20 protein-coding genes are annotated in these 22,584 nt (G+C 51.2%); all 20 read right to left on the reverse strand.

Annotated elements, in window-relative coordinates; all coding sequences use genetic code 11:
* On the reverse strand, window positions 1–879 hold the full coding sequence (locus tag BN1969_RS10140; protein WP_050624192.1) for a type II secretion system F family protein: 879 nt from the start codon (window positions 877–879) through the stop codon (window positions 1–3).
* Window positions 876–1,808 (reverse strand): type II secretion system F family protein, encoded by a 933-nt coding sequence (locus BN1969_RS10145; protein ID WP_050624193.1) that lies wholly within the window; start codon window positions 1,806–1,808, stop codon window positions 876–878. The genes BN1969_RS10140 and BN1969_RS10145 overlap by 4 nt, the downstream gene beginning before the upstream one ends.
* Window positions 1,809–3,185 (reverse strand): CpaF/VirB11 family protein, encoded by a 1,377-nt coding sequence (locus BN1969_RS10150; RefSeq protein ID WP_029465907.1) that lies wholly within the window; start codon window positions 3,183–3,185, stop codon window positions 1,809–1,811.
* On the reverse strand, window positions 3,178–3,972 hold the full coding sequence (locus tag BN1969_RS10155; RefSeq protein WP_003499635.1) for a CpaE/TadZ family protein: 795 nt from the start codon (window positions 3,970–3,972) through the stop codon (window positions 3,178–3,180). The genes BN1969_RS10150 and BN1969_RS10155 overlap by 8 nt, the downstream gene beginning before the upstream one ends.
* A gap of 27 nt (window positions 3,973–3,999) precedes the next feature.
* Window positions 4,000–4,839 (reverse strand): Flp pilus assembly protein CpaB, encoded by an 840-nt coding sequence (gene cpaB / locus BN1969_RS10160; RefSeq protein WP_050624194.1) that lies wholly within the window; start codon window positions 4,837–4,839, stop codon window positions 4,000–4,002.
* A 12-nt stretch (window positions 4,840–4,851) separates the two neighbouring features.
* Entirely contained in the window at window positions 4,852–5,364 is a 513-nt protein-coding gene (locus BN1969_RS10165) for a prepilin peptidase (protein WP_050624195.1), read from the reverse strand.
* Complete coding sequence (locus BN1969_RS10170; protein ID WP_050624196.1) at window positions 5,336–7,033, reverse strand: DUF8193 domain-containing protein; 1,698 nt, start codon at window positions 7,031–7,033, stop codon at window positions 5,336–5,338. Before BN1969_RS10170 ends, BN1969_RS10165 begins: the two co-directional genes overlap by 29 nt.
* An 80-nt stretch (window positions 7,034–7,113) precedes the next feature.
* Entirely contained in the window at window positions 7,114–7,683 is a 570-nt protein-coding gene (locus BN1969_RS10175; RefSeq protein ID WP_050624197.1) for a DUF6550 family protein, read from the reverse strand.
* A 74-nt stretch (window positions 7,684–7,757) separates the two neighbouring features.
* On the reverse strand, window positions 7,758–8,258 hold the full coding sequence (locus tag BN1969_RS10180; RefSeq protein ID WP_050624198.1) for a hypothetical protein: 501 nt from the start codon (window positions 8,256–8,258) through the stop codon (window positions 7,758–7,760).
* Between the two features lie 8 nt (window positions 8,259–8,266).
* Window positions 8,267–8,692 (reverse strand): DUF4320 family protein, encoded by a 426-nt coding sequence (locus BN1969_RS10185; protein ID WP_050624199.1) that lies wholly within the window; start codon window positions 8,690–8,692, stop codon window positions 8,267–8,269.
* 189 nt (window positions 8,693–8,881) lie between these two features.
* Window positions 8,882–9,529 carry an RloB family protein gene (locus BN1969_RS10190; protein WP_050624200.1) on the reverse strand — a complete coding sequence of 216 codons (648 nt, stop codon included), beginning with the start codon at window positions 9,527–9,529 and terminating at the stop codon, window positions 8,882–8,884.
* Window position 9,530: 1 nt separating this feature from the next.
* Window positions 9,531–10,727, reverse strand: coding sequence for an AAA family ATPase (locus tag BN1969_RS10195; RefSeq protein ID WP_050624201.1), 1,197 nt, complete (start codon window positions 10,725–10,727; stop codon window positions 9,531–9,533).
* A gap of 269 nt (window positions 10,728–10,996) precedes the next feature.
* Window positions 10,997–12,493 (reverse strand): S1 RNA-binding domain-containing protein, encoded by a 1,497-nt coding sequence (locus tag BN1969_RS10200; protein WP_050624202.1) that lies wholly within the window; start codon window positions 12,491–12,493, stop codon window positions 10,997–10,999.
* A 34-nt stretch (window positions 12,494–12,527) separates the two neighbouring features.
* A complete protein-coding gene (locus tag BN1969_RS10205) occupies window positions 12,528–14,462 on the reverse strand; it encodes a VirD4-like conjugal transfer protein, CD1115 family (RefSeq protein ID WP_082203560.1) in 1,935 nt (644 codons plus the stop codon).
* Window positions 14,463–14,479: 17 nt separating this feature from the next.
* Window positions 14,480–15,565, reverse strand: a complete 1,086-nt coding sequence (locus BN1969_RS10210) for a hypothetical protein (RefSeq protein ID WP_050624203.1) — start codon at window positions 15,563–15,565, stop codon at window positions 14,480–14,482.
* Window positions 15,566–15,737: 172 nt separating this feature from the next.
* Window positions 15,738–16,400, reverse strand: coding sequence for a DUF6100 family protein (locus tag BN1969_RS10215; RefSeq protein ID WP_006873396.1), 663 nt, complete (start codon window positions 16,398–16,400; stop codon window positions 15,738–15,740).
* Complete coding sequence (locus BN1969_RS10220) at window positions 16,401–16,928, reverse strand: DUF5697 family protein (protein WP_173015234.1); 528 nt, start codon at window positions 16,926–16,928, stop codon at window positions 16,401–16,403. It abuts the gene before it with no gap.
* 193 nt (window positions 16,929–17,121) lie between these two features.
* Complete coding sequence (locus tag BN1969_RS10225; protein WP_050624205.1) at window positions 17,122–20,178, reverse strand: VirB4 family type IV secretion system protein; 3,057 nt, start codon at window positions 20,176–20,178, stop codon at window positions 17,122–17,124.
* A gap of 33 nt (window positions 20,179–20,211) precedes the next feature.
* The gene (locus BN1969_RS10230; protein ID WP_050624206.1) at window positions 20,212–21,588 is read right to left on the reverse strand and encodes a C39 family peptidase; all 1,377 of its coding nucleotides are present in this window, start codon (window positions 21,586–21,588) and stop codon (window positions 20,212–20,214) included.
* On the reverse strand, window positions 21,589–22,584 hold the full coding sequence (locus BN1969_RS10235; protein ID WP_050624207.1) for a hypothetical protein: 996 nt from the start codon (window positions 22,582–22,584) through the stop codon (window positions 21,589–21,591). It lies immediately after the preceding gene.

A 22,584-nucleotide genomic window follows, 5' to 3' on the forward strand; every position in this document is an offset into this window, starting at 1 on the left:
TTAGCCAAAGAACGCCCCGAGCGAACTCATAACCTCGGTACAGAGCACCACCAGATAGATAATCATAATGCAAATCAGCATCATCATAGAGTAACGCTGAATCTTTTTGGGACGTTTGGCAGCTTCCTTCTTCAGATTGTTCTGCTCGATCTGGCGCATATCGAAAGTAATCATTTTGAAGTACATCCGCTGGTCATCGCCGCGCAGGACACCAATCAGGCCACGGATCACATCGGACAGCATGGGGCTGCCAATGCGGGTTTCAAATCGAATGAGGGCATTTTCATAGTTGCCGGTTTTCATATCAGCAATGGTCTGATCCAGTTCGGCGCCGAAGTCTTTCCCAGCCACACGGCGATAGGAAGTCAGAATTTTAAGTACATCCCGGTCATTTTCAAGGCTCTGGCCGACGGTCAAAGCAAATCGGGGAATCTCGCCCTCGATCAGCTTGCGGCGCTTTTTAACAAAATCAAAGGCTGCATAGTAGGTTGAAAACCACAGTGCCACCGCAAGACCAATCAAAATAGGCACCAGCAGCGGAATAAGAAATGCCATGGGGATGGCACACAGGCCAACTGCCCCTGCAGTTACCCAGGCTCTGGCCGTATAGACCTCTGGGGTAAGCTGCAGACCTGCAATGTCCAGAGCGCGTTGTACCTTATTGCGCTTGAGCCGGTCCAGCCGCAAATAAGGGGCGATCCAACCGGCGATTTTTGTCACATAGACATCAAGCAGCTTTTCGTTTTTGGTGCCCTGCTGTTTGCGGGAGAGCATCATCATTTGTGAGGTCTTCTTGGTCGGGATGTCCACAAAGGCGCAGGTCAGGTTGTAGACAGCAAAACCGAAGAAGATGATGGCGATGAGCGCCAGAAAGGTCATACGCTATCACCTCCATATTCGATGGGCTTGCTCAGTTTCATAATCTGGGTCAGCGCAAACAGGATGATGGCTGCGCAGATTGCCAGTGCAATTTTGCCCGGTGTGGTGAAGATAAGGGTATGGAACCAATCTTCATTCAAGAAATAGAGCAGCGGCACATTGGCGATAACCAGAAATATCATGGTGATGGCTTCACGCCGCGGCCCTTGCATCATTGCCTCCAGTTCCGACTGCACCACACGCACATCGGAGAATTTCTGGTTGATGGTAGGCAGGGTATTCTTCATACTGCGGTCGGACTGACACTGGATGAGGGTGCCGCACCATTCATGGAAGACCCGGTTGGGAATCTTCATCTTCAGGCTGTTGATAGCGCTGGTGATATTGGCGTTGATCAGTTCCGCTTCATAAACGAAGGCTTCAAAGTTGGCTTTTACCGGCTCGTTGATATAGGGCAGGTTTTCCTTGACAGAACGGATCAGATCCTCGGTACGCAGGTAGGAAGTTGTGATGATGGAAATAGCGGTTTCCAGTTCTTCGTTCAGATGTTTTTTATAGCTGGCAGCGGTGCTGCGCAGATACCAGATCGGTATAAGGGAAAAACCGATACCAAGAATGGGCACCATGTACACATTCCCAATCAAAAGAGCCAGCACAGCCCCCACAGCGAACAGGATCAGGGACAGTCGTTTTACCGCTTCATAGCGGTCAGCCCGTCCAGTGCCCTTCAAGATCTGTTTCAGTTCGTAATCCTGATTAAAAAATCCCTTGGCTGGCGTGCCCAGAAGAACATTCAGTTCGTCCGATAAGGTAGCGGATTTTCGCTGTGAACGGAAGATGGCATCAATAAAATCACCCGGCTTCACACCAAACAGAGCCAAGAGCCCGGCACTGAGCAGGATAAAACAGATAAGATAGATCCATTGCAATTAACCCACCTCCTTTGGCGGCTGCATGAATTCTTCCAATTCCTTATTGGAAATGCCATTGTCCAACAGTCTTTTCTTCAAGGAATCGGAGATCAAGCCGATTTTTTTATGGTGCCCTACCACACGGGTTTCACCACGGTCATCAGTTACATTGTCCTCCACTTCATATTTGTATAGGGAATGGGCGATCAGCCGCCCGTCCTGGTAGTCCTCGCCCTCGATGATCTCCATGATCTTACGGGAACGGTCCTCCAGCTGCTTGGTAAAGACGATGATGGGATACGCCTCTACCATGATCTGCATGAGGATGGAGTCATCCATGTTGTACTTGCGTTTGGCAAGGGTCATCATCCTGCGGTAAGTACTGTTGCAGGAATTGGAGTGGATGGTGGTACATACGGTATGGCCGGTGCGGGAACTTTCGGCTGCGGACAGGCTTTCTGCTGCTGACCGCATTTCACCCACGCCGATGACATCCGGATGCTTACGCAGCACCCGCTCCAGAAGAAAATCCTGATTGATGTTCAACGCAGGGTTCTCGCTGGGGCGGGTCAGCAGATGTACTACGGAATTGAGGATATTGCCCTGTGCATCCCGCTTGACCAGATCAAATTCGCGGCTGCCTTCTTCAATGGTAATAAGGCGCCGGTTATTGGGTACATTGGACAGCAGCCAGGCCATGATCGTGGTCTTGCCGGAGCCGGTGGAGCCTGCAATACAGACGGACACCCCATAGCGGATACATGCAGTCAGAAAGTGAAGCATTTCAGCAGTGGCACTGCCGGAGTTCAGCAGTTTTTCTTCACTGACGGTCTGCTGGTTGACAATACGGATGGAGGCATTGACGCCTACATCTGCATCCACAATGGGAGTTTTGTCCACTGAAATACGGATATTCTTGTCCAGAAATCCCACAATGCTGGGCATGGTGTCATCAATGACCATGCCGCAGGCGTTGAGCATCCTGCGAATCACATCGATGGCGTGCTGGGGCGAACTGAATTTATCAGGGATCTTGATGCTGCGCCCACTGGATTCGATCACTTCAATGTCGTTGTAGGCGTTGATGTTGACCTCCTCAACACCGGGCTTATAGATCCATTTCTTTAAAAAGGAGTAGCCGGCCATGTCTTCATAGAGCTTGGAACACAGTTCTTTTGTAGAGAGCCCGTCAAGGGCATATTTGCGTTTGACAATGTAGTGTTCCATCAGTTCTTTCAGCAGGCTTGTGGCACGCTCTGCATTGCCTTCCCCAGCTTCGGCAATGGTGGAGGCATGGTTTTCGGCAAAATACCGCTGTACATCCTCCAGTACCTGGTCATAGGTCAGCTCCTGATTGGCGGCCGGTGTGAAGAATATATCATTCAAATTACTCATCGGCATCCTCCTCACATTCATACGCCGCATCATCCTCTGACTGCTCGGCCAGTTCCATTTGCTCCAGGATTTCCAGTACCTTGTTCAGTGAAGCAGTGTATTTGGGGTTACAGTAGGTGATAGCCTTGAACATACCGCCTTCAGTAGCACAGCGGTCGATCTCCTTACTGTAGGGAAGCAGGCCGTCAAACCCGCCAATGATATAGCCCATTTCATCCAAGGCGTGGAAGGGACGGGCCAGACCGGCGAATGTCATATGCTCAGAAAACCGGAAGCGCTCGTCCACAAGCAGAGGTTGATGGGCTTTCAGGTAGTTGATGCCCTTTAGGTCCGGGGTGAGGATACGGATGACCACATCGCCGGCTTCAATGGCGGCGGGAGTGAACACATTGGTCATGCTGGTGCTGCAGTCCAGAATGACGAAATCTACCAGTTTGGCGGCAGCATGAATGAGCTGCAGTACCATGGTATATTTGACCTCTGGGTAGCTCAGCGGGTTTTCCCCTGCCGCATAGCCCATCATCCCGATGAAGGGATAGTTTTTCAGCACTGTCACATGACTGGCAACCAGAGATGTATCAATCTCCACACTGCTCAAAACCTGGCCGATAGAGGTATTGGTCTGGATGATCTGCTCCGGCAGCCAGACCGGCAGCATAGGGACATTCATATCGGCATTGATAATGATGGCTTTCCGCTTGTCCCGGGTCAGGGCTTTTGCCAGAATACAGCAGAACATGGATTTGCCGCTGCCGGGGCTTCCCCAGACGGTGATAACTTTACCCATAACGAAGATCCTCCTTCCTTGATTTGATTATTCTGCTGAGGGTGCAGTTTCATTGGTGGATTGTGCAGTCTCTGCATTTACCGTTTCCTGGGGTTCACTTTCAGCGTCAGAATTTTCCGCATCTGCAGCTTCTTCCTCAATCAAAGTTTCGGGGAAGTAGATTTCCTGCAGAGTCTTATCCTGCTCGGCAAGCAGCTCATCTGCCAGTTTGTCATTGTTGCGGGAGATAAGAGCCACATGAGCTACGCCGTCATTTTCAAGACCGGTAATGATCTTCGCCTGTTCAGGGCTTGCCAGCACAGTGATAGTGGCTGACTGCTGCTTTTCTTCATCCTCCGTGGGCTCCTTGGCATTATCCACATTGATGCCGTCTGAGTCTGTAACGGACAATACTTTGACAAAACGCAGTTCCGGTACTTCGGCCGCCGTATCAAGAAAGTGGTAAATACGGATGATGTCACCGGGCTGAAGCTTGTCAGAGAGGCCGGAAGCAAGTGTTTTAACGGTCAGCGAGATAGCAACCTTACCGGAAGGGATGCTGTTGAGCGCCACATCGGACGAAACCGGTACAGAGCTGATCTTGCTGGTAAGGATATAGTCACCCACAGCCAAGTCGGCGGTAGCGTAAAGACCATTTACATCGGAGAGCAGATGGGCGATATTGGAGGGGAGGTTATAGCCGCCTACCTCAACCACCTCGGCATTTTCTGACGAGATTTGCTCGCCTTTCAATACCGGCTGGGTGATACGGACGATTTCCTCTTTTCCATTGGTCTGACGGGCGATGGTTGGAAGTGCCACAAAGGCGATAACTGCCGCCAACAGCAGAGAGAGGATACCGAAGATGAATCGGTTATTCAGTTTCATAAGCGTTGTCTCCTATCTTAAAAATAATTGGGCCAGGGTCGCTGTACAGCAGCCACAGGCGAGAAATGGCAGGAACGGGATAGCAAGGGGCTGCCCAGTTCGATAAAGCCGCCTGAGAAGAAAGATCACAGGCATTGCAGTAACAGCGGCAGTCAGAAAGACCAGCGCCATGCCAGAAGGGCCATAGACCAGCCCTAATATCCCGCAGAACTTGATATCCCCGCCGCCCAGACCGGTGCCGTTTGTTGCCAGTGCAGCTGCCAATGGAATACAAAAGCCGAGCAGGGCGCCTACCAGGGCATGGGTAGCGACCGGCCAGAGGAAGAGCGGCGGGAGCCCATGATTTAACAGGAAATACCCCTGCAGGACCGGCGCCAGAGCAGCTAAGGGGATAAAAAAGACGAGTGCCCAGTCAGGCACCCGTCTGTAAAGCACATCGTAGACAGCAAAGCCGGCCACCACAAAAAATATGGTAAGCAGGTAAGCTGTCCAGAGGTTATTCTCGATTGGTATACCAGTCATCATAAAGGCTCCCTTGGATCGAAACATAGTCATTTAGGTTGATGGATAACATGCCGTCAGGAGTCCAGGTATCCCACACCTGTGTATAGATGGTGTAGTCGGTGGCATCGGGGAACCACAGCGGTGTGAAATGCACTGTCCGGTCATAGGTGGAAAACTCGTTGGGCTTGAAGATGAATTTTGCACTTTGGCCGCCGGAACGCTGCAGAAGCCGCAGATAGGTCTGATACTGGAACTCAGGGAATACGGAAAAAGCAGTTTGAGGATAAGTAATGTGGCTGGTCGGGGCATCTGTGGACAGCGTTGCCCGCACTTCGGTTTTAACGCCGTACCCGCTTTTCATCGTCTTGCCGGATGCTGTGGGTACAATATCATCTGGCATTAGAGACATCTCGCCGCTGATGGAAGCGGAGTAGCCCGTATATTCGTATTCCCAATATCCTTCATCAACCCAGTGCCCGCCATCTTCACCGTGGTCGCACCATACCCATACAGGCACCCAGTAGCAGCTCCAGACGCCCCAGTTGGCAGTGAGCTTCTGCGTTTCATTGGGCAGGGACGGCACAGAGTAGCCGGGATTCGTGTCGGTTGCCACAGGGTCAGGCGGAATGTGCTCATTCAGATCCACGATCTTTGCGACAAAGGTATCCTGAGCGGTATAGGCGCCGCTGACAGATACTGTAATGGTCACGGTCTGTGGGGTGGAGGGGGTATGCCATTTCACCCAGACTACCTGACTGTCACCGGCTGGGATCACTATATCATTGACCCGGTAGGTGGTGCCGAGAATATGGAAGGTAACCGATGCCGGATTATCCGGCGTCAGATCCTGATCCGTCCGCAGTGTGACAGCGGTGATCACATCCGTATCTACTCGGTATTCGACATCAGGGGCCTCAATTTCTCCTTCCGGCGGAGCTTCATCAAACCAGACGATACCAACGCCGAGGGTGCTGATGATGTCGGAATTGTTCTGCTTCCCGGTGGTGTTGCCTGTCCAGGCGGAGATGCCAAGGTCACTGAATTCCAGGAACATGGACAGCGGCAGGTTTTTATGGGTAAGCGAGGTCATGGTTTTCCGCAGATTGCCGCCGGACATCTGATCATACAGGCCGGCTTCAGTAGCTGTCATACAGTAATACTGGCCGTTGTGTGTGAAATAGGCAATGGGTTCGATCAGCAGCTTGTACTCGCCGGCAATCATCCGCTCATAATCGACTCTGGCTGCCTGAGCGACCATCATGCACGCATATTCAGAACAGAAATACCGTTTGATGGCTTCAATGTTGCTCTGCCCCTTGCTGCTGACGATTGTGGGCATAGACTGCGCGGGTTTAATGCAGGAATAGGCAGCGCCGGACTGGAGGGAGAGACCGGTGCCGCTCAGGTATTGCAGTTTGTTGACTTTCCCAAAATGGAGAAGACTGGTCTTCTGCGTCCGGTTTGAAAAGTCCAGAGGAGAAGATACGGCAGTTCCGCTGGATGCGTCAACAACCGTAATGCGGACGCCATCATTACCCGGAGTCCAGAAGTTGCTGCTTGTGCCCTGACCCATGCCGCCACCTCCGCCATCTATGTTTCCATTTCCACCCGTTGCAAAGGCAGAGGAGGGGAATAGACAGAAAACAAGGGTGAAGCAGCATAGGAAGGCGAGAAGTCGTTTCAAATACATCACGCTCCAATCCTTTTGAAAATAGGAAGGCCGCCACAATCCTGTGACGGCCAAGTAGTGCCATATTCAGTTGTAGTAAATCAGCCCATATTGCCGACTTGTTTGTTCAGATCCCCATCACTGTCACCGTTGGACTGCTGTACATCTCCGGGAACAACCCAGCCAAACACCGGATCGTATACAGCTCCATTTCCGTTGCTGGAGCCGGGAGCCGGTTCATTGCTGGGCGGTGTTTGCTCGGCGGGCGGGGCAGTAACCTCCGGAACTGACGGGTCGGGATTGACGGTATGCTCCTGACCAGGATCTTTGATTTCGGTCTTACCTTCCGGCACCGGAGGAGGCGATTCTTCAGGCTTTTCAGTATCGGTAAAGTCGATCACAACCTCATCCTCCGTTTGGGAGGTTACTTTGGGATATTCTTCTTTGGCATCTGTGGACTGGCCGGGAGCATAAGCATCTGCTCCATTATCACCATCTGTCTGTGTGCCGCCATCTGACCAATCGCCGGTGACGCTGCTGGGTGGGGATTCATCCGGCCTAAAATCTCTGGTACGGTCGCGGCTTACGAACCAGCAGACACCCAGAATAGTGACGCAGAGGAGAGCCAGCGAGGAAACAATAAAGCCTTTGGATTGGAAAAATTTCTTCATATTTTACATACACTCCTTTTTTGCTGTTATATAAAGCCTATACGGTAGAATGTGCCGGGCTTTCAACAGTATTGTTAGAATTTTGTGTTGTGGTAGCCTGTTAGCTCCACCCGTTGGGTGATAGCCGGATAACTGTGGCCGAACATCCACACATAGAACTCCACGTCACAGTAAAAGATGTACTCAACCCGTCCATCCTCAACATTGAAATCCAGGCTGATGTCGGAAACCTTGTAATCCTCCGTTGAAAGCGGAATCTTGGAGTCCAGGCCACCTGCCACTGTAGCCTCCAGCATGTCGGTATAGTCACTGCTGGAGTAAAGGGTATTTAGGTACTTTTCAAAGTTGGTCTCACGCTGGGAGCGGTAGGTGTCTGCATAAATCGTGCCGCTGAGGTTATTTAACTCCATTTTAGCGCCGTTGCGGATGTTGATGCAGGTGATCCGGATGGAAGCATACAGGAGCAGGAAGGAAATCAGCATCACGATGCCTACCACAAAAAAGCAGGCGAAAAAGGTGATCTCGCCCCGTTCGTTTCGCAGCGGCTGTTTCAGCCGCAGGAATATGCGTTTCATAGGTCACCTCACTTCCAGTAGTGCTCACTGACGCCGCTGCCACGGGCAACCACTGTGATGTTTACCAGGTCAAAATTCCAGAACCCGCCTAGTTTGGCATCTCCCTCGATAGTAATGAAGAAGGGGGTGCCCAACTGGATGGCATTTGTCATACCGGATGGCCTGGATGATGTGTAAGTAGCGTCAATGGAGTAGGAGATATTTTCGGCTCCTTCGATCTGAGAACTCAAAAATTCAAACAGCTCATCGGTCTCGCCGTTGACGCCGCCGGAAAGCTGGATCTGTTTGACCATCTGATCGGCAGCATGGTCAAGTTCCTGCTTGGTGGAAATAATGCTGAACAGGTCAATAATGAAGGCCAGCAGTAGGACAGCGATGAAGATGAAGACCACCGTACTGAAATAGTTGGCCTCGCCCCGCTCGTTGTTCAGCATTTTCCGGGCTTTTTGAAAGAGAATAGAAACCACCACCTTTACTGAAATTGAAAACAGCCGCTCCAAACCGGAGCGGCTGCTATGCAAAGTTTTGACTGTACCAAGTATAACAGATATGGATTTACGGCGAAAGGGCAGGACTGTGCCAATGTAGAGACAATTTTGTGCCAACCATGTTTCTTTGAAACATTACAGCAGTGATTCCACCAGCTGATAGATGTCGGTAAATGGATTGACAGCAATTCCAAACGGTTTGCTGCTGTCATTTTGAAGATGGTATTGCTCTACACGTTTGGCGTTCTGAATCGCAATGGCTGTATGCTCTGCTAACTGGTTATATACATCGCCAGCTTTCTCATAATCAGGGAGATAAGTGGTCAATGCGTTTTTCACTGCGGGATAGTCTTTGAAAAATTTGGTGGTGTACTGGAAATGCAACAGATACCAAAATTCAAAGCAGGGATTGGAGAGTGCAATCTGAATCCCCTTCGCATCTGCCATTTTCCTTGCCTTGGAGAGCAGACTGTCCTTTGCAGTGATGGGGTCAGGGTTGTTGTAGTTCACATCTCCATCTGCAACTACCCATACAGAGTCTCCCTCTGATACGGAAATCTGATTTTTGTTCTGATATTCCACGGCTTTCCTGATCAGGCTGAGGTAATCAGTTTCACCTCCGCTGGTGCGGCTGCCGACCACACGAATATCAATGTTTGTCTGACGGTTGCGGTAGTGTTCAAAATACTTAGGCTCAGTTTGAGAACCCTCCGTTACAATCAGAATGACAGGCTTTATTTTTCTGCGTCGCTGTCCGCGCTTTTCAATTTTTCCATGTGCCATTTTACAGCCCTCCCTTGATAAAGGGGATCGCACCATAACGGCCAATCAGATAGCCCTTCTCCACCTTGGCATCCTTGCGGATGGAAAAATCGTAAAGGGAGAACAGATCGGTAGCCGCTGTTTGCTCGTCTTTTTCGGTAAACCAAATCTGATCTCTCCTCAGTACATCCAGGTCAAGAAGATTGGTGTTGTGTGATGTGAAAATCAACTGGGCTCCATTTGGATTGAACTCCACGCTGTTAAAAAGCGAGACCAGATGCTTTGTCAGAAGAGGATGCAGATGAGCGTCCATCTCGTCAGCGACAAGAAGGGTTCCTTCATCCAGCACCTTTTTTACAACACCGATCAGTTTGAAATAACTGTTGGTGCCATCAGATTCCTCTGCCATGTTCAGCGCGTAGGAAGAAGTATTTCCCTCTGTATCCTGTACTGTGTGAATGGCCTCAATATTGGTAAAGATATCATTGCGCTGAGAAGGAGCGGGTTCTGCATCACGCATCTGAAGGGACTGTATGCCAAAATCTGCAACACGCAGCATAGAGGCGATCACATGCCGGTAGTCATCATCTTTGAGTTGTTCTGCTTCAAGGCCGTAGGCGTCTGCAACAGAATTTTTCGTGATGATCTGGCAGGAAGCAAACCATTCCAGAACCGGAATCACTTTGGAATAGCTCCAGTTTGATGCGACAGACAGATAGAGCTTGTTGGCCGAAGTGCGATCCTTGAGAGTGTTTTGTTCATCGACATCAACGGTAAAGCGAAAATCTTTTGTGTCTTTTCGCTCAAAAATGAGTGCCTGCCTGCCATTGGGATAGTAATACAGATATTCTTCAATAACAGCTTTGTCTGTTACAGAAAAGCCATACGCATATCGGATGCCATTTGTGGTGAAGATGACCTCAAAGCTGCTGGGGCGAGAGGGTGTTTCCCGGTCAAACTTGAAAGGCGAACGCTCAATGGTTTTGTGGAGCTGCTGGTTATGCGACGTCAGCACATAATTTACCATGAACCAAAACGCATTCAGGACATTGGACTTTCCGGAAGCATTGGCGCCGTAAATCACGGCAGACTTCAAATGCTTTTTGTTTCCGTCCACAATCAGGTGCTCCGGATGTTCGTTATCCTTACTGGCAAGCAGGGATAACACGACATTATCTTTGATAGAGAGAAAGTTCTCTACACTAAATTGAATCAGCATAAAACAACCTCCTAAATCCTTGTTATAATATATTATATCCGCATTTTTGTGAAAAATCAACGAAAATGAAAAATAAAAATCTATATAGAGGGTTTAAGAGGATGGTTGTGTGGAGAGGATATGTGGTTGTCAATCAAAAATGGCAACCACACATTAAATTACACATAAGTAATGTGCGGATGTCAAAAATTTAATATAAAGAAGGTGGTGAGCCAATGATAGAAGGCAGCCTGGGAAGCAGTTTATTTTGCTCCCCAGGCTACTTTCGCTTACAGGTTCTGCCGGATGATCCGGGTGATAATACCTACGGCCACACCCCGCTCCATATCCAGACGGGTGACAGCAAAAGATACATCGTCCTTTTTGCCGGGCATCCGGTAGTCATAGCAGGAGTGGGCTACCGCATTGACGCCATTGGAGAGGCGCACATAGACAACGCCCTTGTGGACATCTGTGACACGGCCGGCATACTTGCCCTGGATACGGCACTTCTGCAGGTTGTCCCTGTCGGTGTTCTCGGAAATACTCTTGATGTCAGCCTTGATGCCCAAGTCCTCCAGACTGTTGCGCCGCACGCTGAGAATACGGACCAGAACCTCATCGCCTACGGAAAAACGCTCATGGGCGTCACCGATCCAGTCCCAGGCAAGGTCACGGGCAAGGATAGAGGTTTCAACGCCGAAAACTTCCACGCGCACAACCTTTTCGGCCACTGCAATCACACGCGCCTGGACGATGCGCCCCTCATAGACACGGTACATACCGGCAGCATCCGTATCCAGATAGAAAATCTGGCGTTTGCGCAGCATGGCCTCCTTTCGGCTGGCAACTACGCTGCGGGTCTTGGAGTCGATACCACGCACGATGAAGTCAATGTCAGCACCGAGCATGTTGCCAAGGATCTTATTTTGGCGCAGCATAAGGTCGGCGTATTCCTGACCGGAAGGGCTGCGGCCCAGATTGATCATCATTTCCTTGATAGGGATAATAACACGGAATCCCTTGTAATCCACAACTGCCACCGTCTTGCGGTTGTCCAGCTGTTCAATGCCGCCCAGCTTGCCGGTGATGATCTTGCGGGTGCGGTAGGCATTATGGATCTCATGCCAGATTACATCATCCCGGTCTTCGGCAGTCTCGACATCATCCCGGCTGCGGATGGTAAGGACGGGGGCCTCGCCGCGCTGGGGGCGGGGCTGGCGCCGGGGAGGAGAAGGAGTGGGGGCAGGAGCGGCAGCTTCCTCCAAGGCAGAAACGTCAGGCTCCACAGCAGGTTCCTCCGCATCAGGGATAGTATCGGCTGTAGCCACCGGATCGGCAGCCTCGGCAGGGACTTCCTCTGTGACAATTTCTTCAGGAGCAGCAGCTTCTTTCTTCTTTCGGCTGGTACGCTTGGGCTTGGGAGGTGCAGGGGGTTCCTGCACAGCGTCGGCATTATCTTCGTAAACATCAGGCGGCTGCACATCAGAGTCTTCCGGCATATCAGTGGGAGCAGCGCTTTGATCGTCTGTTTCAGCAGGCGTATCCCCGAACATTTCCTCCTCGGTGAGTTCAGGAAGGGGATCTTCAGCCATATCTTCGGCAGAGGTGTCCTCCAGGGGCTGATCCATTTGCCCCAGCAGTTCGTTCAAATCCAGACCATCGCCAGCGTCAGCAGGAAGGGATTCAGGTTGAGCGGTATCGGCCGGCAGAGTTTCATCTTCCGACATAACGGTTTCGGTAACAGGAGTGTCCTGTTCCAGAAGTTCTTTTTTCTTGGTTGCCATAGATTAAAACCTCCTATGAATTTGATAGTTTTGTTTAAGACAGGATGGAATCCTTGTCTGTGGTGATAATGCCTTCCGGCGTACCGGCAGATTTAGGGGTCGGAGTCTCTTTGGGTGATTTATCCGTGGGGGATGCCGGCTTGGTGGCTTTGCGCTTTGCCGGTTTCTTTGCTGCAGGAGCCGGTTTCGGCGTGGGTTGCGGTGTTTTGGCGGCTTCTTCTTCCAAGCGGCGCCATTCCGGCACATGGGCAGATGCTTTGCAGGAACGCAGGTACTTGGCTTCCGGGTGTTTGGAGTAATCCATTTTGTCTACCTGCAGAACCTTCTTGCCACGGATGATGATGAGCGCCTGATCCAGCGGGAGCCGCAGGACTTCATCAGGAGTAAGTACAGGGCGTTTTCCAACACCGGAGGTCTCACGAAACTCTGGTGTATAGTTGGAGATACGCCAGGTGCCCAGCTGTTTGGATTTACTGGATACTGCTACAGAGGCAAGCCCTGTCCTGGCAGAAATAAATTCGGCAGTAAGCTGGTCTGTACAGCCTAAAAACAACTGCGCGTCACAGTTTCCAATGATTTCCTGCCACAAATTCTGCGGGTATCTGTTCTGCAATCCTGCGAGATTTTGGAACACACAGGACATGGAGATATTCCGGGATCGTATTACGCTGAGCCGGCGGGAGAGGTCTGGGATTGTGCCGCACGCTGTCAGTTCTTCCCCAAGGATATGGACAGGCACAGGCAGTTTGCCGCCCTCGCAGTTGTGGTCTGCATATCGCACCAATTTGATGAAGCAGAAAGATAGAAACAGCGAGGCCAGAAAATCAAAGGTGCTGTCCTGGTCGCTGGTAACGAGGAAGTAGGCACAGGGCTGCTGACCCGGAAGTTCCAGATCGATCTCATTCTTAGCGGTAATTTTTTTAATCAGCTCAGACTGGAATACCTGCAGGCGGCTGCCCAGACCGATAATCACGCCGCTTCGCACTGTGTCGCTGGCCTGCTTGAACAGGCTGTAGGGTGCTTTGGCAGGGTGCGTGGAAGGAAGCGCCTCGAACAATGTGTCAAGTTGGGATTCTCCATTGAGAGTCAGCAGCCGGTAGACTTCGCCAATGTTGCGGTTTTCTTCCGCATAGCCTTGATCCACATACAGTACCAAGGCCTTGAGCAGATTCATCTCGCAGGCATCCCAGAAATGGTCGCTCTTGCCGTTGTTCGTGGTGTTCTTGATGATGACATCTACAAAAAGCTGGGCCATTAGTTCCTGTCCCTCAACTTCGGCAAGGCAGCACCAGGAATCTGAGTTTTCAGGCGAAACGAGGTTGAATACCTTGACACAATAGCCCCGGCTGCGGAGAAATTCGCTTGACTTCTCGTACAATTCCGATTTGGGATCGCAGATGATCAGCGATTCTCCGGCGCTATTTTCGCCTCGGACAGTGGCCTGAAGGATACGGTTCATACAAAACGAACGGGTTTTCATGGAACCACTGGCACCGTAGACGGCCAGATTGCCGTTGATTCTGGTATCTTCCGGTATGCAGACTGCTTTGCCATCCAGCATACCCAGTACAACACCCTTGTGTTTTCGCAGATCAGGCACCAGATCCAGTACGCCGGACATCTCTTTGCGGGACATCCAGCCGGAGGTGCCATAAGTGCCTTTGGCGGAGTAGGAGAAATTACGGTCTTCATCATACTCGCCGGCATCACCATATCCCATGCGCATGACCATGATGAGCAGCACTGCTAACAAGCCAATGCAGATCAAGATGCCATACACGCCATAAGGCGGTCGGAGCACAGAGGAAAGGCAGAGAAGGAAGTCGGGCGAAGCGGCCAGCGGTGAAGTACCATCGCCGGGAATGCCGCCGCCCTGTTTCCAGGTTGCATAGTTGCCCAAAAGCTGCGCCAGAAAGCCGCCTGCGTATAGGATCGCAAGAATGGCAAAGGGCGCTGCAATCAGGCTCACGATCAGTTTTTTCTTGTTTATGGGAACAACCTCCCCTCGAATTTTGTGAAATCAATGGTCTGGAAGCGCACCCGGGAACCGCAGTAGCTGCGAAGTACCTCTGCCTGGAAGTCAAAGCAGATCAGTATGCCCGGGCGCTCGGATAGTTCGAGAGAGGTGTTAAAGCGTGCGATACGGGGCAGATCACAGAAATAGCCAAACAGGACTGGTGAGCCGTCCGGTGAAATTCCGTCATGCTCAATAGCCAGTCCGGGCTGCCTCGCAGTAAGACCTTGGAGCAGAATGCGATCCAGCTCCGCAGTTTTCCCAGGGTCGCACAGCAGTGCAAGTATCACCTCCCCCTGATGGTCGTTGGTAAGATAAAGAAAATGCTCATAGCTGCCATCCAGCATGAAGAAATCATGTTTGCGTCCTCCGGTGCTGGTCAAGATCTGGTAAGCCAGATCCATGCTGTTGCCCAGAATCAGTCCATGAACATCCTCATGGCGAAATTGTTGGGACAGGCGCTGTTGGCAGATTACGCTCCAGATCAATGCCTTGACCCGCATTTCCGATTTGTAGCGCCACTTCATCAGGGCGCTGCTGCTGTTGTAGGTCACGAAGATGCCGGAGGGCGCAAGGAGTATTCCAGTGGAGCGGGAACTGCGGATCTTCGTGGTGTCGATCCCCATTTCTTTCACTTCTCTCGAACTGAAAAAAGCAGGATAGACAATCCTGCCGCCAGCGTAACCCTCCGGCGCAAAAATTGCCGGTTTTTCATCCCGATACACACATACCCCCGCATTATCCATGGTCACATAGGTTTCTGCCAGGCGGTGTAGCCGGAGTCTTCGGTCAATTTCGCATTTCAAACGGTTGGTGTCGGTATCTCCTGTCAGATAGCTGGCAAACCTGTCCGGCCGGCTTTCCAGCAGAGTGGCTTTGGCTCGCGGCCCCAAACGGTAGCCGCGCAGTTTATCCCGGTAATAGGTACGCAGCAGCCCGTCTTTTTTCAGTGCAGTGACAACAGACTCCAGATAATACGGACTGCCGGGAAGTCTGTTAAGCTGGTCTGTGGGGAACTCGCCGGAGATGGCAGTCAGAGAGAGAAGCCTGTACGCCATCGTGTCTGGCTGTGGGAATTTCCCAAGTGATCACCTCCTTGTGGTGTGTGGCTTTTACCGAGACTGCAAGGAACTTCGGTAAAAATCCGTGGTGTAACGACAGAAAAAAGCCCCGAAATCCGGGGCGAAATACGGTGTTGCGGTAGGTCGGACAAGCAATGGCTGAAAATGCTCAAAAATCCGAGATGGATTTTAGGGTGTTTTCATGCTCAGCAAGCCAGGCGGGAAACCGCTTTTTTTCCATGACACTGATTCTGGTACAATCCTTTTCGCCCAGCGCAGCGGTGTTGTAGGCATCGCAGAGCAGGCCGGTATCGTCAGCCATGACGAAGGTGGAGAGGACATCCAGAAGCTGCTTTTCTTCCAGATTGTCGTAGTCACGGATACGCCGGGTGGGAAGGCACTGGTCATAAACCTGCGTAAAGCACACCACACAATCGCTGAAGCGGGGCATGGGATGCTCTTTGGCGTATTGCTCCAATGAGAAGTAGAACGGGTCGAGCAGAAACTCAGTGTTTTGCCTCTGCTTGCGTTTTGGAAGCAGACCAGGCAGGGTGACCTCCAGTACACCGTCCTCATAGACAACCTCAATTCCGTGTACAATACCGGCGGATGTCAGGTAATCGCCTTTGCGGATGGTGGTGCTGGAATATATCAAATGCCGCAGCCTGCAGGCAATTTTCTCTGCCCGCAGGGCGGCGTCAGTGGATAAGACTTCATAGTTGTCCGGATAGCGCTGAATATCCGTGGTATCCATCGCGTAAAGAGCATTGCTCAAACGGGATATATCATCAAGAATGCTTCCGATTCGGTGTGAGATGATTTTTCGTTCCAATCAAGTTCCTCCTGTTTTCTTAAAGTAATGCACCTGGCCCGCTGCATCCACGGTGCAGAAACCGGAAATGCCAGGGCAGTCAATGCGGCGAATGTCTTCCGGATTATCGACCAAAATGATGCGGCGTCCACCGCTGCGGTCATCCCGAAGCGCATGGTTGATTAGGGCCTCCTGGCCGGAAGCTGCGTAGACGATTTCATATAGTTCACCGTTTGCAAAGAAGATAAGCTTGACCGGAAAATCACCGGGAGCATGGTATTCCACCTGCCCGATAAAATCCAAGAGTACCCAGACAGCCCGTATCAGGGAGTTGTCTGATTTTGCTGCCCAACCAGACGGAAAGTAACCGCCTGTATCAGTTTGAAAAATACGGCCCTGCTTTTGCAGATGGGAGAGCAGGGTCTTGATGATTTCTTCTTTGCCAGGGTGAAAGCAAAGAAGCTGCTGCATATTGAGACCGGGATACATCGTGACGATCCGCAGCAGAGCCGCAGCTTCATTTCCATAGATTTCAGCCCTGGTCTTCATGGGTATCACCTCCAATGGCGTAATATAGGCGTATTCAAGACGCATTAAATAGGAAGGAAAGCCAGTCAGTGTAAGCTAAAAAGATGATCTGGCTGGCAAAACTGGCTTTTAGGCGTAATACAGACGCAAAGCAGACGCATAGCGGCGTCTGGCAGGAAAGTTGCACATGGGAATCACCTCGCTTTTCAAATTGTTATATCTGCTGTTCGGCAGATGTGGATTGTTCACGGCGTTTTCGCTCTACGATTTCACGCAGCTCGCGGCGGTCGGTAGTGATCAGATCCTTTTCCAGAGGGCTGGCTTTGAACTCCACCATAATATTGTTGTTATTGGTAGAAATCAGACCGTGACCTCTTTCAAAGTGAGTAATCTCCATTGTTTCAGCATCGGACAGGTGCAGGGCTTCCTGTACCCGCTGGGCTTCGTCGTCCTCCAGATTCAGAATGATCTTGGTCTTGGAGTTGTTGATGATGCCCTTACCAAATCTGCCGCCGTCAAGGTCAAAGAAATCGGCAAGATCCTGGCTTGCAAAAATCGAGGCGCCGCCGTAACCGCGTATGGTTTTGGCAATTTCCAAAAGAAAATCACCGGCCAATCTTACACCAGCAGCACCGGCACCGGATAGAAGCTGCCAACACTCATCGATGAAGATGGCTTTTTCTTCTGTACGGTCGGCTTTGGCTCTGTCCCAAACAAAGTCCAGCGCCACAAACATACCTACGGTGAGCAGGTCTCCGGTGAGGGAGGAAATATCCAAAACAGTGTACTTGTTGTCGAGCCGAACATTGGTCTGCTTATTGAAGGTGCTGGCGCTTCCGTTTACCAGACGATTTAGGATGTGGGCCATGCGCATCGTTTCCTTGGAGGTTTTCAAAATTTCGTACAGGTCACCAAGCACCGGCATCTCACGGTACTGGCCGGGCTTTGCAGGGTCTTCCAAAGAGGCATTATCATGAGTGATGCCTTTTGTGTTATAGGTACGAACAAGGGCTTCGTCCAAAAGCTGTCGTTCCTCGTGAGACATATCGGGGATCAGCAGACTGAAAAATATGTGGAGCTGTTGGATCTTTGCTGCAAGTTCAGATAACTGGATGCCTGGACCGTCCAGAAGTTCGTTCACCGAGCGGTCTACCCGCCGAATCTCCATGACATTGATGCAGTGGGGACTGGCCGGTGAAATCTGGATAAAGGAGCCGCCCACATTGGAGCAGGCGCGATGAAATTCATGGCCTTTTAGGGGCGCAACAATGAAAATGGGGATATTTTTCCGCCTCATTCGCAGCGCCATCAACTGCATGGTAAAGGTTTTGCCGGCTCCGCTCGTGCCAAGGATCGACATATTGGCGTTCTTATAGACCGCAGAATTGAAGATGTCCACGATAATAAGGGAACTGTTGTACTTGTTAACACCCAGCAGGATACCGTTATCATCACACATCTCATAGGATGTAAAGGGATAACAGCTTGCCGCACCGCCTGTCAACAGGTTGCGCTTACCCCGCTCATACAGTTTCTTTTCCATTGCCACCAATGGCAGGGCAGATAAAAACGCCTGTTCCTCCCGAAAATGGCAGGTGCAGGCGTTCATGTCCTGTGAGAGTAGGAGCTTTTTCATTTCGCTGACCTTCCATTCCAAGTCTTCCTCGTTGGAGGCAGTAATGGTAATCAGCAGATTCAAGTAGTAGAAGTCCTCGTTGTTGGCAAGGCCCTCTTTGAGAAAGTACCCGCTTCGGATAGCGCCATCAATGTCATCAAAGTCGGTGTTGGTGTCGCTGGCGTCCTTGATTTTGGAACGGTTGATACGCAGCTGCTGTCCGACTTTCTGGATGATGGTTTCTTTGGGCTGACGGGAGAGGAACATATCCATATCGATCCCATCACCGGCATTGACGATAAGACTGAGCCAGCCGGCTGGAACCTGCGTTTTGTAGCCATCAGAGGGCACCAGCAAATAAGCATAATACAGACCGTCAATGCAGATATGGTGACCATGCGTGAAGTCAATGCTTTTTGGCGCACAGAATTCGGTGGCAGGGATATGGTCAATCTCACTGTCGCGCCCTTTGGCAAGGTACTCAGTCACAACCTCCTGTGCCCGGATGGAGAGCGGCTTTACAGCACTTTCATTTCTGCAGAGCAGGTTATAGAGGACATCTACCGTAAACTCATCCCAGTTTTCCGGAACGATGACCTCGTTACCGCACTGACGGAGGTAGTTGGTAGCAGTATGGACTGCACTTTGCAGGGCATTGATTGCCTCGCCTTCTTCATCAGAGCGCTTGGTGTTGCTCCACGGCTCATATTCAAAAATCAGGAAGAAACGTCGGGTAATTGCCTCACGGGAACCGATCTGCTGAACGAACTGGAGGTAGTCTTCCTGCATGAGCAGACACTGTTCATTGGTCTCCTGTTCCATCTCCTTCCGAACGGTATCCAGATGGCGATTGATCTCTGCCCGACGTGTCAGTACCTTGATTTGCAGCTTGATGGGGCTGATTTTCAAGTAGGACACAAAGGAATAGATGATGTTCCGCTGTTCCTGGGCGCTGCGCAGCATAAAATTGATGGGTACTACCTCGACGACCTTGACATAGCGGTGGTCCTTCGTGTAGATGATGCCGTTTTCAATTTTGGAAATCGGCAGATAATCTGCTACCGGGTTAAGGCAGGCGGGCTTCGGCTCCTGAGTGCGGATAGGGCGTTTTACTTTGCGTTCCTTGGAGACCTTCTTTTTTTGCGTGGCGGCTTTCTTCTCCTTGGCAGACTTCTGCTTTTTCACAGGACGGAGTTTTTGGCGGATCTCGTAGCTGCGAACTTCATCAAACTCTGCTGGGAAATCCTCTCTGCCGGAGCGCCGTGACCGCCTGGGAGTCTTATCGGGTTTGTGTGCCTTCTTTTTAATATGCTTGCCGCCATGCTCTGCCGCAGGAACCGCATCTTCTGCGCTGTTACCGCCTACAATGCGGCGGTTTCGCAGGTACTTTAAGAAAATCAGCAGAAAAGAGGAAAGGCTCTCACCGGAAATTCCGATAAGCGCCACCAATGCTGCCGGCAGTGCGGTCAGGCACAAAGCGATGATACGGGCAGTCAGGCCAAGAGGGAGCAATGAAAAAACCGGCACACCAATGGCAAATGCCAGGATGCCGGCTTCAATCACATTGCGGGCTTTGAACATACCACCGAAGAAGGTGCCTGACTCGATGAAATTCGGTGGTATTATGTAGGTATCTCGGTCGATTTTATGATTCATGATTAACCTCGTTTCCGAAGCCGGGCGGGCACATCAGCCGATAATCCAGAACGGACCGCCAGCTCCAGCGCGCCGGCTGGCCTCATTTAAGATAATGGACAGATCCCAGAGCTGTTCGCTCCGTGTGTAACTGGCAGGGTCAGCCACCATGATCTTGCCGTCCTTTACGCCACGCAGGACAATGAAGTGACCGGAAGAGGTAAAATGGCCTTCAGACATGATCGCTACTACCAGTTTACCATTAGCCAGTGCGTCTGTGATGCGCTGTGGTTCCGCAGTGGTACAGCCGGAAACCGGAAGCCCCCATTCCTCAGCGGCGGCAGGTATCAGCGCATGGTAAGAACCACTGCTTTTACACCAGTAGCCGTTGTTATAAGACCACTCGGCCATCTCCACAGGGTCAACCATATCGTCCGTCAGAGAGGACACCACGATTGCCATAGCGGTGGGGCCGCAGCCATAACCGCCAATATTGTCCGTACCATATGCTTTACCGGCATAGCGTTCATCCAGCTGATTGTAGTAAACAACAGGTGTGATCCCGTCGGTGAAAGTAACATCGCCCAGAGCAGTGATGCTGTTTCCGGTCCACGCTTCCAGATTTTGCAGCAGACCATCGCCCAAGAACAGGCTTAGGTTGGAAGCGTAATCAGATGCAAGCTCCTTTTGGTCATCGGTAAGCTGGAATACAACATCAGAAAAATAGGACTCACCGTTGTAACGGACGGTATAGACCATCCATGTTTCGGACACCGTTGTTTCTTCCCCAGTCTCCGGATCAGTCACGGTGCTTTCACGAATCTCTTGCTTGCTGGTGTAGGAATATAGATGCTGTTTGTTTTCCCGCAGGGTGGCGGCAAGGTCATTCAGAGAAATGCTTTCAAAATCCTTGTCTTTGGCCGCACAATACTGAGAGATAAACAGGTTGGCGTTATAAATGGGACCGCCGGAATAGGCATTTTTGACCTCCATATGGTCGGCTCCCGATGCCGCAAAGTCAGCTTCGATCCGGGCAAGTACATCATCCAGTGCCTCGCCCAAGATGCCGTTGAGGGTAAAGGTGATCTCGTTGGCGTTCTCAATAATCGCTGTTTCGCTATTCAAAATCGGAATTTCGGGGTCAGATGGCGAAAAGGCATTGGTCAGTCCGCCGAAAATAAGACCGGGGAGCATGAGAACAAATAATACCGGCAGCATAAGCAGGGCAATGACTGCCACAATGATTTTCCCGATATGCTTCCGGCCTGCCCACACTGCGCCTGCAACTGCACCGTAAGGACCGCCTGCGGCAGCGCCTTTGGCAGCGGAGGAAATAGCTTTTCCGGTTTTGATTGCGCCGCGGATGGTATGCGCTGCGGAGGCACCGGTCTCCACAGCTTCGGAAAAACTGCTTTTTTGATCTTCTGGCATTTATATCTTGTCCTTTCTCCTCGGGGCTGGAGGCAGCTTTTTGACAATGGACTCGTTGAAGGCGATAGAACCGTCAGGAGCCATATAGGGCGATTTGTCAACAGCATCCACAGCGTACTGCTTATACCATGCTGTGCCATCCACGGCATGAACGGTGGTGTACTGGCCTTCCGGGGCAACATATTGGTCTGCGTGGTACATACCAAAGGAGATGCCTTCGGGATGTTCCTCGGTCACTTCTGTTCCGGTGATGCGGCCGCCGCCGATTTCGACATTTTGGAAGGTTGGAATATTTTCAGCTCCGGATTCCAGTGCCGCATATCCCATGTAAGAGTGCAGGGCTTCGGCGGCTTTTTTACCGGAAATGGAACCCATCTGGCTGATACTGCCCGTGGCTACGCTGCCGATTACATTGTTGGCAAAATTGCCGCCCTTACTGACGGAAGAAGCGTACATATGGCCGCCGATCCCTCCGGCTGCAGCATCGCCTAAAAGACTGCCAAGACCGGAAGGCTTGGAGCCGGGAGTTGTGGTGGCTGTTTTGATGGCGCTGTTTGTGACTTTTCGGCTCACCACTCCAGCAAGACCGCCGCTGGCAAACCCTGCTCCAAAGCCGCCGCTGCCTTTACCACCGTTTGAGTTGACATTGGTGGAACTGCTGTTTCTCCCGCCGCCAAAGTGGTGACTGGAAAAGTTCTTGATGCCGCCGATGCCTCTGGCAGCAATCATAGCCTCAGCCAGCATGCTGCCGCCGGTATGTCCTACATTGACACCAAGACTGGAGAGGAAGGAATCGATTTTCTGGCCGACTTTGAGAAAGCCGATAGCACAGAGAAACCAGATAAACACATTGCCGGAAACGGCTTCTTTTCCCACAGCGTCTACCTGAGCCTGCACATCGCTTTCGGAGATAGCGGCAAAAGCCGGCTGGCAGAGCAGGCAGGAGAGAATTGCGACTGTAAAGGCCGCAAACAAAATTTTTTTGAGTTTCTTCAA

This window comes from Clostridium phoceensis, from assembly GCF_001244495.1.
Taxonomy (GTDB): domain Bacteria; phylum Bacillota; class Clostridia; order Oscillospirales; family Oscillospiraceae; genus Lawsonibacter; species Lawsonibacter asaccharolyticus.